The organism is Erythrobacter sp. S227, from assembly GCF_057364925.1.
In genome coordinates this window covers 1,587,906-1,603,868 of record NZ_CP200280.1, presented here as the reverse complement: position 1 = coordinate 1,603,868, position 15,963 = coordinate 1,587,906, and the positions used below count along the sequence as shown (strand labels likewise).

General features: G+C 57.2%; 11 protein-coding genes. 9 read left to right on the top strand and 2 right to left on the bottom strand.

The features are described from left to right. Positions 1–67 precede the first annotated feature (67 nt). From phhA to AC0V6Q_RS07695, 5 genes are all read left to right on the top strand, one after another. Positions 68–916, top strand: a complete 849-nt coding sequence (gene phhA, locus AC0V6Q_RS07715) for a phenylalanine 4-monooxygenase (RefSeq protein WP_486167811.1) — start codon at positions 68–70, stop codon at positions 914–916. After that, the gene (locus AC0V6Q_RS07710) at positions 913–1,836 is read left to right on the top strand and encodes a tryptophan 2,3-dioxygenase (protein WP_486167810.1); all 924 of its coding nucleotides are present in this window, start codon (positions 913–915) and stop codon (positions 1,834–1,836) included. The genes phhA and AC0V6Q_RS07710 overlap by 4 nt, the downstream gene beginning before the upstream one ends. Continuing rightward, a complete protein-coding gene (kynB, locus tag AC0V6Q_RS07705; protein WP_486167809.1) occupies positions 1,826–2,461 on the top strand; it encodes an arylformamidase in 636 nt (211 codons plus the stop codon). The genes AC0V6Q_RS07710 and kynB overlap by 11 nt, the downstream gene beginning before the upstream one ends. Then, positions 2,458–3,687 (top strand): kynureninase, encoded by a 1,230-nt coding sequence (kynU, locus tag AC0V6Q_RS07700; protein ID WP_486167808.1) that lies wholly within the window; start codon positions 2,458–2,460, stop codon positions 3,685–3,687. Before kynB ends, kynU begins: the two co-directional genes overlap by 4 nt. A 176-nt stretch (positions 3,688–3,863) precedes the next feature. Continuing rightward, positions 3,864–4,535, top strand: a complete 672-nt coding sequence (locus AC0V6Q_RS07695) for an SDR family oxidoreductase (protein WP_486167807.1) — start codon at positions 3,864–3,866, stop codon at positions 4,533–4,535. Here AC0V6Q_RS07695 and AC0V6Q_RS07690 read toward each other — a convergent pair. Continuing rightward, positions 4,532–4,993 carry an Lrp/AsnC family transcriptional regulator gene (locus AC0V6Q_RS07690; protein ID WP_486167806.1) on the bottom strand — a complete coding sequence of 154 codons (462 nt, stop codon included), beginning with the start codon at positions 4,991–4,993 and terminating at the stop codon, positions 4,532–4,534. The genes AC0V6Q_RS07695 and AC0V6Q_RS07690 overlap by 4 nt on opposite strands. A 126-nt stretch (positions 4,994–5,119) precedes the next feature. Between AC0V6Q_RS07690 and ald the strand changes: the two genes are divergently transcribed. Beyond that, positions 5,120–6,235 carry an alanine dehydrogenase gene (gene ald / locus AC0V6Q_RS07685; protein ID WP_486167805.1) on the top strand — a complete coding sequence of 372 codons (1,116 nt, stop codon included), beginning with the start codon at positions 5,120–5,122 and terminating at the stop codon, positions 6,233–6,235. A gap of 20 nt (positions 6,236–6,255) precedes the next feature. On the opposite strand, the gene AC0V6Q_RS07680 is transcribed toward ald, so the two are convergent. Then, positions 6,256–7,464 (bottom strand): methyl-accepting chemotaxis protein, encoded by a 1,209-nt coding sequence (locus tag AC0V6Q_RS07680; protein WP_486167804.1) that lies wholly within the window; start codon positions 7,462–7,464, stop codon positions 6,256–6,258. Between the two features lie 947 nt (positions 7,465–8,411). Between AC0V6Q_RS07680 and AC0V6Q_RS07675 the strand changes: the two genes are divergently transcribed. The 3 genes from AC0V6Q_RS07675 (at position 8,412) to AC0V6Q_RS07665 (ending at position 15,947) form a co-directional block, all read left to right on the top strand. After that, entirely contained in the window at positions 8,412–10,643 is a 2,232-nt protein-coding gene (locus AC0V6Q_RS07675; RefSeq protein WP_486167803.1) for a TonB-dependent receptor, read from the top strand. 376 nt (positions 10,644–11,019) lie between these two features. Continuing rightward, entirely contained in the window at positions 11,020–14,151 is a 3,132-nt protein-coding gene (locus tag AC0V6Q_RS07670) for a CHAT domain-containing protein (protein ID WP_486167802.1), read from the top strand. Next, positions 14,151–15,947 (top strand): ShlB/FhaC/HecB family hemolysin secretion/activation protein, encoded by a 1,797-nt coding sequence (locus AC0V6Q_RS07665; protein ID WP_486167801.1) that lies wholly within the window; start codon positions 14,151–14,153, stop codon positions 15,945–15,947. Before AC0V6Q_RS07670 ends, AC0V6Q_RS07665 begins: the two co-directional genes overlap by 1 nt. The last annotated feature ends 16 nt before the right edge of the window (positions 15,948–15,963 follow it).

Sequence of the window (15,963 nt, the reverse complement as noted above, 5' to 3'; positions counted from 1 at the left end):
ACACGGTTTGCCTTGCGAGGTTAAAGGCCCCATATGCGCAGCGATTGCCGATGAAGGAGCCGCAAACATGGGTGCCGCCCACGTTTTTGAAACGCCGCCGGAAGGTGTGGCCGATGACTGGAGCATGCCCCAGAACTGGGAGCAATTCTCCAAGAGCGATCACGCGCGGTGGAGCGAGTTTGCCGCAAAGCAGACCAAGGCGCTCGAAGGGCTTGCCTCTGACACCTTTATCGAAGGGGTGCGCGCGCTTGAGCTTGATAAAATGGGTGTGCCGGAGTTTGACCGCTGGAACGAACGTCTGCGCGATGTGACCGGCTGGGAAGTGGTCGCGGTGCCCGGTGTGATCCCGAACGAACCGTTCTTCAAAATGCTAAGCGAGCGCAAGTTTCCGGTCGCCAATTTCCTTCGTCAGGGGCCTTCGTTTGAGTACAGCGATGAGCCGGACCTGTTCCACGATGTGTACGGCCATATGCCGATGTTTCTGGACCCGACTTTTGGCGAATTCATGACCGCCTATGGCCGCGCCGGTTTGCGCGCCGAAAGGCAAGGCATGTCCGATTGGCTGGGACGGCTATATCTGCACACGGTGGAGTTTGGGCTCATTCAGGACGGCGGGAGCTTGCGGGCCTATGGCGCGGGCCTCATGTCGAGTTTTGCCGAAACCGTGCACGCGCTCAAAAGCGATGCGCCGCGCCGTCTGCAGTTTGATCTGCCCCGTTTGATGCGCACCGATTGGCCGTTTGACGAATTTCAGCCGACGTATTTCGTGATCGAAAGCTTCGACGCTCTGCTTGAAGAGATGGAGACGACCAGCCTTAAACAGGTCTATGCCGAGGTCGCCGACTTGCCGCTGATCCCTATTGGCGAGAGCGTGCCTGGGGATCGGCCATACGAGGGGGCTGGCGCAAACGCATGAGCATCAAGAAGACAATCGTGGACGGGGTGGAGACGTTCGAGGCCGAGATTGATGGCGAGACGATCCAGTGGGATCGCGGGCTTTCTTACGCGCGGCACCTGCAAACAGAGGCGCTCTTAAACAGCCAGGTTCCTGTGTCGGACAAGCCGGACGAGATGCTCTTCATCATCATGCACCAGACGATGGAATTGTGGATCAAACTTTGTATCCATGAGGCGGATCAAGCGATGGAGGCTTTGCGCGGGGATGAGCTTGGCAAGGCGGAGAAAACGCTCGACCGGATTGCGACGATCTTGCGCCATATGATCCATTCGTGGGAGGTGCTCGCAACGCTTTCCCCGCATGATTTTCTCACCTTTCGCGGGTTTCTTCGCAAGGCGTCCGGCTTTCAATCGCACCAATACCGCGCGCTGGAATTCTGCCTTGGGCTAAAGCGCGCAGACCTTGTGCTGGTGCACAATGATGTTGCGGAAAAGCGGGCGGAACTGGAGCGGGTGCTCCATGCGCCGTCGCTTTATGATGAGCTTTTGCGGCTCCTTTCGCGGCGCGGCTTTGATATTCCGGCGGACACGTTGGAGCGCGATTTCTCGCAACGGTATGAGCCGTCAGACGCGGTGGAAGACGCCTGGCTCGCGATCTACACCAACCCACAGGACAACTGGGACCTCTACACCCTCGCCGAAAAGGTGACGGCGGTGGAGTATTATTTTCAGGAATGGCGCTTCAAGCACATGAAGACCGTCAGCCGCGTGATCGGGCACAAAACTGGCACGGGTGGATCATCTGGCGTGAACTATCTGGTGAAGGCGTTGGACCTGCCGTTCTTCCCCGAATTGTGGGCGATGCGCACGCGGATGAGCGCTCCTAAAGAGGGCGGGAATTACGCCAATGACGGGGAGGGCTGTCCCCTTGGCCACTAGGATTTGGGATATCACTCAGCGCCTCGGCAAGCGCACGCCCCTGTGGCCGGGGGAGCCCGATCTGGTGGTTCAGCGCAATGTCGATCTTGGCCCGGATTGTCCGGTCAACATCGGTCAACTCACCGCGCCCCTGCACGCAGGCACCCATGCCGATGCGCCGCTGCATTACTCGAACGAGGGCGTTGATAGCGCGGGCTCCTCGCTCGAGCCTTATATCGGTCCATGCGTCGTTGTTGACATGCGGCACGCGGGTAAGCGGGTCGAAGTCGAGGATTGCGATTGGGAGGCGCTGGAAGGCGCGGCGCGTGTTCTCTTTCGCACCTATGAGACATTCCCGCATGATGCCTGGGACGAGGATTTCAAAGCCATTGCGCCAGAGGTGATCGAGCGGCTCAGGGTTGGGCGCACCGTCTTGATCGGGGTCGATACCCCCTCGCTTGACCCGCAAAATTCCAAGACGATGGACGCTCATCACGAAGTCCTCGCCGGAGATATGCGCATTCTCGAAGGGCTTGTCCTCGATGATGTGCCGCCGGGCGAATATGAACTGATCGCGCTGCCTTTGCCGCTTGAAGGGGCCGATGCGAGCCCGGTTCGCGCTATCTTGAGAGAGCTTCCCCGATGACGATTACGCCGCAGCATATCGCCGAGATGGACGCCGCTGACCCGCTCGCACACTTCCGCGATGAATTCGCGATCCGCGAGGGGCTGATCTACCTTGACGGCAATTCGCTGGGCTGCCTGCCCAAACGCACCGTGGCGCGCATGAACCGCGCCGTGACGCAGGAGTGGGCAGAGGGGCTCATCACCAGCTGGCTGGGCGCGGATTGGGTCAATTCTCCCACCCGCATTGGCGACAAGCTCGGCAAGCTTTTGGGCGCGCAAGCCGGAGAGGTGATCGCGGGCGAAAGCACCTCTATCAACATCTTCAAGGCCCTAACGGCTGCACTGTCCCTGCAAAAAGGGCGGCGCGTTCTCCTTACCGAGACCGGTAACTTCCCGACGGATAATTACATGATGCAGGGCCTTGCGCGCTTTGGCGATCTGGAATGCCGCGAGGTGGAGCCTGACGCTGTGATTGATGCGCTCGATGAAGACGTGGCGGTGCTGCTCCTCACACAGGTGCATTACAAGACCGCGCGCATCCGTGACATGGCGCAGGTCACTGCCAAAGCGCATGAAAAAGGCGTACTGGTCGTCTGGGACCTCAGCCATTCGGCAGGCGCGATCGAGGTTGATCTGAACGCAAGCAAAGCCGATTTCGCGGTAGGCTGCGGCTACAAATTCCTGAACGGTGGCCCCGGCGCGCCGGCCTTCCTGTTCGCGGCCAAGCGTCACCATCATGCGGACCCCGTTCTCTCCGGCTGGTTCGGCCATGCGCGGCCGTTTGATTTCGACGGGCAGTTTGAGCCTGCGCAAGGCATCGATCGCTTCCAATGCGGCACGCCGCCTGTACTCGGCATGAGCGCATTGGAAGAGGGCGTCGATTTGATGCTGGAGGCTGACATGGGCGCTCTGAGGCAAAAATCCATCGCCCTGTCCGAGCTGTTTATTGACCTGATGGATCAACGCTGCGGCGAGTACGGGTTTGAATTCGTCTGCCCCGAAAACAGCGCCGAGCGCGGCAGTCAGGTCGCCTTTGCCCATCCACAAGCCTACGCCATGATGCAGGCGTTAAAGGCGCGCGATGTAATCGGTGATTTTCGCGCGCCTGACATCATGCGTTTTGGCATCACCCCGCTATATTTGAGCTTTGCCGACATTGCGGAAGGCGTGGAGCGGCTGCGCACCATTTGCCAATCCCGCGAATGGGACCGCGCAGAATACCGGACGCGCGCGGCGGTCACGTGATTTCCTACTTGGGGCCGGTTTGCTATTGCACTTCAAATGGTATCAAACACCGCCTTTATCCGCCCGAAAGTTCAATCGGATTTTTCGATAATCGGGCCAGTTATTGATCGAACGGTTTTTGATCCCTGGACAGTGTGTCAAGTGTGTCAAAAATGGCTTTTTGAGGAATAAATACAATGGCATCGGTACTTGTCACAGGCGCTTGTGGAATTGTAGGCGCGGTTGTCTGGGAAACACTTGTTCGCAAAGGCTATCACGTGATCGGCGTTGATCTGGCCGACAGCCTGCCGTTCGAGAACACCAGCGTCGATTTTCGCGGAGGTCTAGACCTGACCAGCGAGGAGGCGGTGCAGACACTATCCGATACTCTCAAAGCAGAAGGGCGCACGCTGGCGGGCCTTGTGAATATCGCAGGCGGCTTCGTGTGGGAGGAAATGCTCTCTGGCCCTGAGGACACGTGGTCGCGCATGTTTCAGATGAATGTGATGACAACGCTGAACTCGTGCCGCGCGTTCGCGCCGCTGCTCGAAAACCCGGCGAGCGTCATCAACATTGGCGCAGCGGCAGCGGATAAGGCGGGGCTTGGCATGGGCGCTTATGCGGCGTCCAAGTCGGGCGTGATCAAGCTTTCCGAGGCGCTGAACGAGGAGCTTCGCGGCCAAGGCGTGCGGGTCAACGTGATCTCGCCCACGATTGTCGATACGCCCACAAACCGCGCCGATATGCCGGATGCGGACTTTACCGATTGGGTTGCGCCTTCACAAATTGCCGAGCTTGCGGCGTTCCTGCTCTCTGACAAATCCTCCGCTATCAACGGCGAGAATGTGCGGATCAAGGGCAGGGTCTAATCGCCCAAAACCGGATAGCCCCGCCACGGCTTGACCTCGCGGATGGAGAAGCTGCTTTTCATGGTCGCAACACCGGGCAATTTGGCAAGAGCCTTGCGGTGGATGCGGTCGAAATGGTCAAGGTCCTTTGCCGCGATCCGCAGCATATAGTCGGCATCGCCCGACAGGAGGTGACACGAAAGGATCTCTTCAAAGCCCAGCGCGGCCTCTTCAAAGCGGTCCATCGCTTCTTGTCCCTGATTGGCAAGGGTGATCTCGACAAAGGCCTGCATTTTGAGGCCCAGTTTCCGGGGATCAAGCCTCGCGGCATAGCCCTGGATCGTGCCGTCTTCCTCAAGGGCGCGCATTTTGCGGTGGGCAGCAGAGCTGGACATGCCAACCTCGCTGGCAAGTTCAGCGATGGAGCGGCTGGAATCGGTCTGGAGCTCGCGCAAAAGGCGGGTTTCGGGGTTTGGCAAAATGTCCCTCCAAATGGGATAATTCGGGAGATTGTACCGCTACACAATATTGAAAGGGCGCAATAGGGGGAATTTCCCGATGCTTTGGTGATATTATCCGCCCTGTATTTGAGAGGAGATGTTCCAATGCGTGTCGGTTGCCCCAAAGAAATCAAGAACCATGAATACCGCGTTGGCCTCACGCCAGAGAGCGCGCGCGAGCTTGTCACACATGGCCACGAGGTCTGGATCGAAAGCGGCGCCGGCCTTGGCATTGGTGCCTCGGATGAAAGCTATATCGAAGCAGGCGCAAAGATCACCGACGGGCCTGATCCGATCTTTGCCGAATGCGAAATGGTGGTGAAGGTCAAAGAACCGCAAGCGGTCGAACGCGCCAAACTGCGTGAAGGTCAGGTGCTCTACACCTACCTCCACCTCGCGCCCGATCCCGAGCAGACGAGCGACCTCGTGAAATCAGACGTCACCGCGATTGCGTATGAAACTGTGACAGGCGCGGAAGGGTCGCTTCCCCTGCTCAAACCGATGAGCCAGGTTGCAGGCCGGATGAGCGTGCAAGCAGGCGCGACAGCTCTTGAAAAGGCGCATGGCGGCCGCGGCGTTCTGCTTGGCGGTGTACCCGGCGTAATGCCTGCGAAAGTCACCGTCATTGGCGGCGGTGTTGTTGGCTTTAATGCAGCGCAGATGGCATCTGGCCTTGGCGCAGATGTGACGATCCTTGATCGCAATCCGGAAGTGCTCGAAAAGCTTGCCATGCACTTTAAATCGCGGGCCAAAACGCGGTTCTCCAACCTTGCGAACCTTCAAGAGGCGGTGTGCGAGGCGGACTTAGTGATCGGCGCTGTCCTGATCCCCGGTGCTGCGGCGCCAAAGCTGGTTTCCCGCGATCTCCTCAAGCAGATGCAACCGGGCGCGGTGCTGGTCGATGTTGCCATTGACCAGGGGGGGTGCTTTGAAACCTCGAAAGCCACCACTCACGCGCAGCCCACCTATGTGGTTGATGATGTCGTTCACTACTGCGTTGCGAACATGCCCGGTGCGGTGGCTCGCACGAGCACCTATGCACTCAACAATGTGACCTTGCCCCATGCATTGCGCATTGCTGATCTGGGTTGGAAGGAGGCTCTACGCAGCGACCCGCATCTGGCAGAGGGGCTTAACGTTCACGCCGGGTCAGTGGTGTATAAAGCGGTCGCAGATGAGCTTGGCTATGACTACGTGCCGGTTGCCGATGTGTTGAATTGAGACTGGTGCGAGGTCAGGGCCTAGTCCTGATCCTGGCGGATCTGGTGAAGAAAATCGGCGACTTTGCGTTTCAGCAGTTCCGCCTGCTGATTGAGGTGGTTCGAGGCGGTCATCAGTTCTGATGACACTTCGCCCACGGTGGTTGCGGTGCTGCGCAGCCCCTGCGTTGTTGCAGAGACATCGGCGGCTCCCGTGGCGGCAAGGTCGATACTCTCGGCGAGGCTTCTGCTGGCTTGAGACTGCTGGTTCATCGCTGCGGCAATATTGGTCGCGGATGCTTCGAGGGCGTCGATCTGCTCGCGAATTTCGGCAAGTTCCTTTGCGCTTGCCCGTGTTCGGCGCTGCATATCTTCGATGTTGTCCGAGACATCGCCTGTGGCTCTGCTGGTCTGGCTTGCCAATTCCTTCACTTCGCTTGCCACGACCGCAAAGCCGCGCCCTGCCTCGCCGCCGCGTGCAGCTTCGATAGAGGCGTTGATCGCAAGAAGACGGGTGCGACCCGCAATGGAATTGATAAGATTGGCAATGTCGCCAATCCCCTCTGCGCGGTCGGTCAGATGGGCCACGGTTGCATCAGTCGCGGTTGCCATTTCATTGGTGAAACGTGCAAGCCGGGCCGCTGTCTCTGCTTGCCCTGATACATTGTCGATCGAGATCGCAAACTCGTCCGATGCTGCTGCTGCTGCTGTGCTGCCTCGCGCTACCTGTTCCATTGCCTCTGCGATTTGTTCAATCTGGGCAAGCGCTTCGGACGCCTTATGCGACATCGCTTTTGCGGTTAGGTTGGATTGACGAGCAGCTGAGGCCACGGTTTCGGACACTTCGCCAATGGTTTCTTCAAATTGTGTGGCAAGGTCGAGAAGCTCTGTCTTGCGAGCCTCGTTCTTGCGGATGCGTCGCTGCTCATCACGCAGGCGCTCTTCTTCTTGTGCATTTATCAGCTGTCGTTCGGCTTCATGCCGCGATTCGATTGCTTTGCGCTTCTCCGCTTCGCTTGCCTCAAGTTCAGCTGCGCCGCTGACTTGCTGCAGCGCGTTGGTAGCCAGGCGTAATATCCTCAAATAGACAAGGAGCACCAATAAAACCCAAGAGCCGATGTAATACCCGCTAATGGTCTGGTCTGGAGCTAGACTTCCAATCGCTGCTCCTCCTGCCACGATTAGCATGTAAGACAGCGACAAAAACGGGAAGGCTGAGCAACCGATTGCGCCCATCGCAATGACAGCCACTATTGTTCCAACAGAAAGGCCGAGCCACTCGTCTGGAAGGTACACCATTGTTGTGTAGGCAAAAATCGCCCAGCTGAACGCTATACCCAACATGACAGCAAAGGTGGCATACGAGCCAGTCCTGGCGCTCCTATACTTTAAGATGCATGTCCGCGAACCAGGCATGAATGCAAAGCTCCCGGCAAGGAACAGGGTGTTCAGAATCAGGGCAAGATGGATAAGCCAAGTCTTTTCGCCAGCGCCAACGTAAAAGCCGACTAATGCGATTACCAGAACCCCGGACCAGCCCGCCTCTCTTACATATGTTGCAACGGTGTCATTCTGGTATTCTCGCTGCAGTTTTTCCCAGCGCGGATCATAGGCTGGAATGCCAAACAACCTCGACACTTTGCTGACTAAGCTGGTCTTTTGTGAAGTAGGAGCAAAGGATTCATCTGTTGTTGGCAGCGTTTGGCCATCAATGCAAAAGCCATCGCTGGTATGGTCGTCTTGCGCTGCCTTTAATCTGATTATTGGTTCTGAGCTTATTGCATTCATCGTTTGCCGCCTTTGGGCGTGGTTCTAGTTTTGGCCGATTGAAGACGGCTTAACCCTGTTTTGCGGGTTTGCCACGCATCCCGGCTTCGTCACTCAATGGTGGTTACGTCTTTGGCGGTTCTGGCGAGCTCCCGCATGCAAAAGTGTTGCATAAAATCAGCCCTTGAAACCTGAGTCGGCTGACCGCTTCACAGCCGTTTGACACCCTCAATCGACATCCGTAGCTCCTGCCCGCTGTACCAGCATAAAAATAAACTGACTTTGGGATGGGCTGGTTCGCGCGCAGATGGTCATGCGATTGATGGTGCGAGCCAAGGCTTGGGTTAGGTGTTGTTTTTACCATTAACGGGAGTTCGTTAGCCGTGGTCAAGAAAAGTGTATTGTTAAGTTCTGCTGCGCTCGGCACATTTATGTTTAGTGGCCAAGCTCTGGCCCAAACCGCCGATGCAGAGAGCGCTGAAGAATCCAGCCGCAACACCATCATCGTTACCGCGCAGCGCCGCGAGCAGGACTTGCAAGACGTTCCTGCATCGATCGGTGTTTTGTCCGGTGCATCGTTGGAAAACGCACTCTCGGGTGTTGAGGACGTGCTCGGCCTGAACGGCCGCGTTCCCGGCCTCGCGGTTGAAAGCTCCAACGGTCGTCAATCGCCTCGCTTTTACATTCGCGGCCTTGGTAATACCGACTTTGATACCGCTGCATCGCAGCCGGTTTCGGTGATTCTCGATGACGTCGTGCTCGAAAACGTCACGCTCAAAGGCTTCCCGATGTTCGACATCGAACAGGTCGAAGTCCTGCGTGGTCCGCAAGGCACTCTGTTTGGTCGCAACACACCAGCAGGGATCGTCAAATTTGATACGCGAAAGCCTACTCACACGTTCGAGGGATCGTTCAATGTCAACTACGGCAACTTCAATACGGTGAACGCAGAGGCCGCGATTGGCGGACCTTTGATCGAAGATATCCTGAACTTCCGTCTGTCTGGTATTTATCAGCGTCAGGACGACTGGGTCGACAACGCCTTCACCGGTGAGGAAGACTTTGCAGGCGGTTTTTACGAAGCGGCAGCGCGTTTCCAGCTTGAGTTCACACAACCGGGCTTCGACGCACTTTTGATGGCAAGTTATGCGGACTCCGACTCCACCACGAGCTTCTTCCGCGCAAACGTTCTCACGCCGGGCAGCAATCAGCTGAACAACAACTTTGACCGCGATGTGGTCGCCTATGATGGCGGTGGCGGCAACCAGGGCGAGCGGGACATCTTCCTCTCGTCCTTGCGTCTCAGCATCGATCTTTCTGACAGCGTGACGCTCACCTCGATCACCAGCTATAGCGACCTGAACCGTTCGGGCCGAGGTGATATTGACGGCGGCGCGATTGACTTTGCAGGCACATTCGGAGGCGTCGCACCGCCACCATTCTCCGGCGGCACCAGCGCATTTACGGGGGGAACATTCTCCTTCCCTGGCAATATCCCGTTCCCATCGGACACTGGCGGTCGCTCAGACAGCCAACAGTTCACGCAGGAAATCCGCGTAGCCAGTGACACCTCAAGCCGGTTCAACTGGCAGGTTGGCGCGTTCTATTTCGATAACAGCCTCCTTGATTCCACTTTCCTTGGCGGTGCGCCTACCCCTGCGACCACGTGGGAATCTGAAGCAGAAAGCTGGGCAGTGTTTGGTCAGGTCGGCTTTGAGGTTAGCGATCAGCTCACCCTCACCGGCGGTCTTCGCTACACTGACGATGAAAAAACCTTCCAGGTTATCGTTCTTCCGAACCCGAACTTCACACTCGACAATGGATCGCTGCGCACCTTCATTGATGATGGTCAGATCAGCTGGGATTTGAGTGCGGTTTATGAAGTGAACCCGGATGTGAACCTGTTTGCCCGTGTTGCACGCGGTTTCAGGGGCCCATCGATCCAGGGTCGCAGCATCGCCTTTAATGTGCCGACCTCGCAGGCACAGTCTGAAACGGTTATCTCTTATGAGACCGGCTTCAAGACGACGCTTCTGGATGACACGCTTCGCCTTAATGGTGCGCTCTTCTATTACGAAGTCGACGATATCCAGCTGACCGCTGTCGGCGGCGCGGGTAACTTCATCTCGCTTATCAATGCTGAAAACGCAGAAGGTAAGGGCTTCGAAATCGACCTCGACTGGAACCCGTCCGACTACTTCTTCCTGCGCGCAGGTTTTGCCTTTGTCGACACAGAGATCAAGGACGACGACCTTGCCGTGGCAGTCTGCTTCGCTTGTACCGTCACCGATGATTTGAACGCCAACGGCCTTGCCCTGATCGATGGCAATCCATTGCCACAGGCGCCGCGCACCAACTTCAACATCGAAGCGCAGTTCACATTGCCGATCGGCGATAACGAGCTGTACTTCAATGCAGACTGGTTCATTCAGGGTCGCACGAACATCTTCCTTTATGAGAGCCTCGAGTTCAATCACTCGGGCAATCACGAGCTGGGTGTCCGGGTCGGCTACATCTTTGGCGATGGGCAGTATGAAGTGGGCGCTTTTGCGAGGAACCTCACCGATGAAGAGAACCTTATCGGGGCCATCGACTTCAACAACAACACAGGCTTTGTGAACCAACCACGCATTTATGGCGTAAGCTTGCGAGGTAGTTTCTAAGCCGAGCAAACTCCTGAAAATCGAGCACCGGCAGCGCTTTAAGACGCTTGCCGGTGCTTTTCTTTGTGCGGCCCGGAAACTGGCTCATCCACAATCTGAGCAAAACGTGATTTCCATCACTGAATTACCCTTAAAGACGCATTAAAGGCCCTCCCAATCAAGGATTGGATTGGCCAAGATTGGTGTCTTGGAGCGAAACAAGCTAGAGGTTGTTCGTTAGGGAATTTGGCGAGTCTGAAGCTTGCCGTGTTCTTACAATGTAGATGCACAAAGCATCTCTAAGGTGCGACAACGCAATGAGGGGGGAGCCTTCCTTTTCCAGCTGTTAGGGCAGTGTCGGGGAGTGGGGTGTGGGGCTCCCAAAAAGGGGGTAAATGTGGGGCGTTTTTCCACAAAGATTTCAGCTATCTGCGCCGTGCTTGCAGTATCGATGACTGGTGCCTCGGCGCAAACAGGCTCGGTTCTGACAGCGGACAGTTTTCCGATCGGCGATAGCGATGGCATCTTGTGCCAGGTTCAAGATCGCAGTGTGAACAATCCGGCCAAGCAATCGATCTTCGACCGCCGCTGGGCCATTGTATGCCGCGACAGCCCGCGCCCGATCGCCGAGGTGTTTGCATTTGAAAACTTCGATGCTGAGGCACGCCAGGCAGTCCAGGCGATGCGCCGTTTCGGCGTTGATTGCCCTGCAGGCTCTGCAACAACACCGGGCCCGGTTGCCGGATCACGCAAACAGGTATGTACCGTTCGCGAGACGCAGCTTGAATGGAGCCAGTTCACAAGCGATGCAAATGGGCTGACATATTACGCCGAAGGGTTCAGCGCCTATGATGGCGCAACCGTTCTGGCCCTGCGTTCCGTGCTCGACAATGCTGTGGCGGAAGGCACAATTGATGTTGCCTCAACCAGCGTGTCCGACCCGCTTTCCTTTGCCCGTGTGCAAGCGGAAACCCTAAAGCCGGAGCAGGCTTTGGCCGAAGGGTATCGCCGCAATCTGGCTGGAGAATATGCGGAGGCAGCGGCCTATTTTGAAACGCTGCAAAAGCGACTTCAGGATGACCGCGATGCTGCGATCAATCCGGGCGAATTTTTCGTCAATCGTGCCCTTCAGAAAAGCAATCTTGGCGAATTTGCGATCGCGAACAAACTGTTCGAAGAGGCGCGCGAATATGGCGGTGATGATCCGCTTACGGCGCGCCTGTTGCGCAATTTTGAAGCGATCCATCTCCTCAACCAGGGGTTTGGCGACGCTGCAATCGAACGTTTGACGCAGACCCTTCCGCCGAGCGCGGTTGGCGCAAGCACGGCTGATGGTGATCTGTCGATTACAGTGCCCATTTCCGAACGCCTGAACCGCGAACAGCGCGGTGGATATCTGTTCGGTATTGTCGATGAGCTTAGCCTTACCGCCGAAGAGCGCGCGCAGATTGTGGATGCACAGGCGCTCCAGATTCGCGGGACTGCAAAGCGGCTTGGCGGTGACCCCGAGGGTGCGCGCGAAGATCTGATTACCGCCTACCGCCAGGCTTTGGCAGTGCGCGATGGGCGGGTAACTTCGATCACGCGTTTCCGTTCGCAAATTCTGGGTGACCTTGCCCTGATCGCTGAGCGGCAAGGCAATTCCGGCGCTGCAGAGGATTATCTGCGCAACGCCCTCGCTTTGGTTCGTGCGCAGTTTCCCGAACGCCGCACAGTCAGCGCATCCGAAGCGCGTCTTGCCTCTTTCCTCCTTCGTCAAAATCGCGAAACAGAGGCTTTGGAGCTATACAGCAAGGTGATTGATCGCGCGCTGGGTAAGCGCAATGCGATCATCGGTTTTGCGAACCAGTTGAACCCTTATTACGAGCTTCTTGCGAGCCGGGTATCGAGCGATCCCGACGCGGCAAATGCCTTCTTTAAGGCGAGCCAGGTTCTGATCCGTCCCGGCGTTGCGGAGACGCAGGCGGTGCTTGCGCGGCGTCTCAGCTCAAAATCTGATGAGGCATCGCGGCTGTTCCGTCAGTCAACCGATCTTAGCCGCGAGATCGAACGGTCCCGTATCCGTTTTGAAGCTTTGAGTGCGCAGCCTGAAACGGCAGATACGAGGGCACGCGCACAAGAATTGTCGGCGCAGATCGAGCGGTTGGAAACAGCCCAGATTCGAACACAGGTCCAGCTGAACGCCTTCCCGCAATACCGTGTTGTTGCGCAGTCCTCGCTGGAGCTCGACGAATTTCGTGCGATTATGAAACCGGGCGAAGTCTATGCCCGCGTCGCTCTGGTCAGCGATGATGTCTTTGTCTTTTATGCCGACCGCCAGAATGCGTCTGCGTACCGCGTGGATATGACCGCAGATGAGCTGGAAACGCAGGTGGATATTATCCGCGAATCCATTTCGCTTTTTGATGGCGGACAAAACGTCACATTCCCGTTCGAGATTACAACAGCGCGCGATTTGTACGGTAAGCTTTTCGGCCCGATTGCACAGAACCTCGAAGGGGCTGAGCACATCATTTTTGAACCCGATGGAGCTTTGCTGCGCCTGCCGATTGATTTGCTTGTCACTGACGATGCATCGGTGCAGCGCTATCAAAACCAGCTCGCCGGACCCGAGGGCGACGAATACGATTTTCGCGGTGTAAGCTGGCTTGCTCGCGGTCGCACGATCAGCACTGCTGTTTCAGCCGAGGCGTTTGTCCAATCGCGCCGTTCGCAAAATTCGCGGGCGACACGCGAATATGTCGGCTTTGGCGAGAATGCTCCTGTTGGCGCAAGTTTCCCTGCAAGCTTTACCTCTGACCCGGCACAAACGCCGCTCGATTGTTTCTGGCCTGCTGGCCAGTGGAATGAACCCATCAGCGCAAATGAATTGCGCACGGCCGCCGGCCTGATCGGGTCGGACCTCGCGCAGGTTGTTACACAAGAAAGCTTTACCGACGACAGCATCAAAACGCGCAGCGATCTTGATGATTTCCGCGTGTTGCATTTTGCTACTCACGGTCTGGTGACAGCGCCCAATCCCAATTGCCCGGCCAAGCCTGCGCTTGTGACCTCCTTTGGCGGTGCAGGGTCAGATGGGCTGCTCAGCTTTGAAGAGATTTTCGAGCTCAACCTTGATGCCGATCTCATCATCCTCTCGGCCTGCGACACAGCAGGTTCGGCGAGCATTGAGGCAACGCTTGCCGCTGGTATCCAGTCGGGCGGTGGCTCCGAGCTTGAAGGGCTTGTGCGTGCCTTTGTCGGCGCAGGTGCGCGTGCGGTTATGGCGAGCCATTGGCCGGTGCCAGATGACTTCAATTCGACCGAGCGATTAATGACCGAGATGTTCCGAAGGGGACAGAACCAGACCATCGGGCAAGCGCTTGGCCAATCGCGCAGCCTGTTGATGGATGATGCAGCGACGTCTCACCCGTTTTACTGGTCGGCTTTTGCCGTGATCGGGGATGCCGCGCGGCCTTTGCTTTCTGGTTCAGGCCCTGACCGGAGCCTTGATATCGCCATGCTGGAAGCGCGTGGAGGAGCCCAATAATGCGCAGTTCTGTTTGGAAAATCGCTGGCGTTGCGGCGCTCGGCATGACTGCTGTTGCTCCTGGCACTGTGTCTGCGCAGGTGCAACCGCAAGGGCCGATCGCGCCGACGCGTGAAGAAATCGACCGGCGCGGACTTGAAGCAGAACTTCGCGGGGAGACCAATCCGGTCTCTGTCGAAGGTGAAATTGAACGTGCACCTTGCCCCCTTGCGTCGGACCAGTTTGCTGATCTCAGCTTCACATTCAGCGCGCCACAGTTTGCGGGGCTCGAAGGTATTGACCCGGAAGTGCTAAGGCCTGCTTACGCCGAATATGTCGGACGCGAGATCCCGGTCGCTACCATCTGCGACATCCGCGACCGTGCAGCGACCATCTTGCGCGCCAGGGGATATCTCGCGGCGGTTCAGGTTCCTGTCCAAACCATTGGCGAAGGTACCGTAAAATTTGACGTTTTGCTGGCCAAGATGCGCTCTGTGCAGGTGCGCGGCGATGCGGGCAGGTCGGGCAAGGCGTTGCAGCCTATCCTTGACAAGCTTGCCAGCAAGCCGGTTTTCAATGCCAATGAGGCCGAGCGTTATCTGCTTCTGGCGCGCGATATTCCCGGACTTGATGTTCGTTTGACATTGCAGCCGCTGACCGCAGAGCAGGGCGGTGCTCCGGGCGATGTCGTTGGCGTTTTTGACGTTGTGAACACGCCGATGATCATCGACGCGAATTTTCAGAACTTTGGCTCCAAGCAAATCGGGCGCTTTGGCGGTCTTGCCCGTGTGCGCTTTAACGGCATCACCGGGCTCGGCGATGAAACCATGATCAGCGCCTATTCGACCCATGATTTCGACGAGCAGATCGTCGCATCGGCGTATCACGAGTTTAAGGTAGGCTCAGAAGGTCTGACACTTGGTCTTTCGGGTACCAAGGCATGGTCAGAGCCCGATGTGCCCGGCCCCAATGTGTTCGATACCGATACCTTGGTCATTTCTGCCTATGCGCGCTATCCATTGATCCGTTCGCAGGCGACAAACCTGAGCCTTACGGTTGGTGGTGATTTCATCAATCAGAGCGTGGACTTCACCAATCTCGATTTCAGCGAGGATGAATTGCGTGTCGCATTCGTTCGGCTGGACGCGTCGGGAAGCGACAAAAACAGCATCAACGGGCTTGGCGGTTACACTGTGTTTGAGCCCAGATTTGCTTACCAGACGTCTTTGGAAGTTCGCCAAGGGCTCGATGTGCTGGGAGCCAGCCCCGATTGCGGCACAGGCTTTGCCGTGTGCCTTGCGCCAGGAGTGGTCCCGCCAAGCCGGCTTGACGGTGATGCATCAGGCTTTGCTGTGCGCGGAGACATAAGCGCGACGTTCCGACCCACGCCCAATTTCGGGCTAACAGCACGTTCGCGCTTTCAATGGTCGCCTGACGCTTTGCTTGGATACGAACAATATTCAGGCGGTAACTTCACGGTCGGGCGCGGGTATGATCCCGGCGCTATCATCGGTGACGAAGGTGTTGGCTTCCAGCTTGAAGCCTTTGCCGGTTCTCTAATCCCTGAGACCCCTGACGGCATTGCTGTTCAGCCTTTCGCTTTCGTGGACTACGCCACAGTCTCGGTGAACAACATCGCAGGCGACAGCGACACCCTGACCTCGGTCGGCGGAGGGGTCCGCACGGCGATCGGGCGTCAGGCCCTTTTCGACTTGTTCGTAGCCGTTCCTTTGGATCGACCTGATTTCGCCGCGAGCCGGGGGGATGCCCGGATCTTGGGTACGCTTACAGTGCAACTGAAGCCCTGGTTCAATTGAGCCGGTGGGAGGATAA

What these genes read in the sequence shown, in the direction of transcription:
- ald (WP_486167805.1), top strand. Translation starts at nt 5,120, where the DNA reads ATGCGTGTCGGTTGCCCCAAAGAAATCAAGAACCATGAATACCGCGTT.
- AC0V6Q_RS07695 (WP_486167807.1), top strand. Translation starts at nt 3,864, where the DNA reads ATGGCATCGGTACTTGTCACAGGCGCTTGTGGAATTGTAGGCGCGGTT.
- AC0V6Q_RS07665 (WP_486167801.1), top strand. Translation starts at nt 14,151, where the DNA reads ATGCGCAGTTCTGTTTGGAAAATCGCTGGCGTTGCGGCGCTCGGCATG.
- phhA (WP_486167811.1), top strand. Translation starts at nt 68, where the DNA reads ATGGGTGCCGCCCACGTTTTTGAAACGCCGCCGGAAGGTGTGGCCGAT.
- AC0V6Q_RS07710 (WP_486167810.1), top strand. Translation starts at nt 913, where the DNA reads ATGAGCATCAAGAAGACAATCGTGGACGGGGTGGAGACGTTCGAGGCC.
- kynU (WP_486167808.1), top strand. Translation starts at nt 2,458, where the DNA reads ATGACGATTACGCCGCAGCATATCGCCGAGATGGACGCCGCTGACCCG.
- AC0V6Q_RS07675 (WP_486167803.1), top strand. Translation starts at nt 8,412, where the DNA reads ATGTTTAGTGGCCAAGCTCTGGCCCAAACCGCCGATGCAGAGAGCGCT.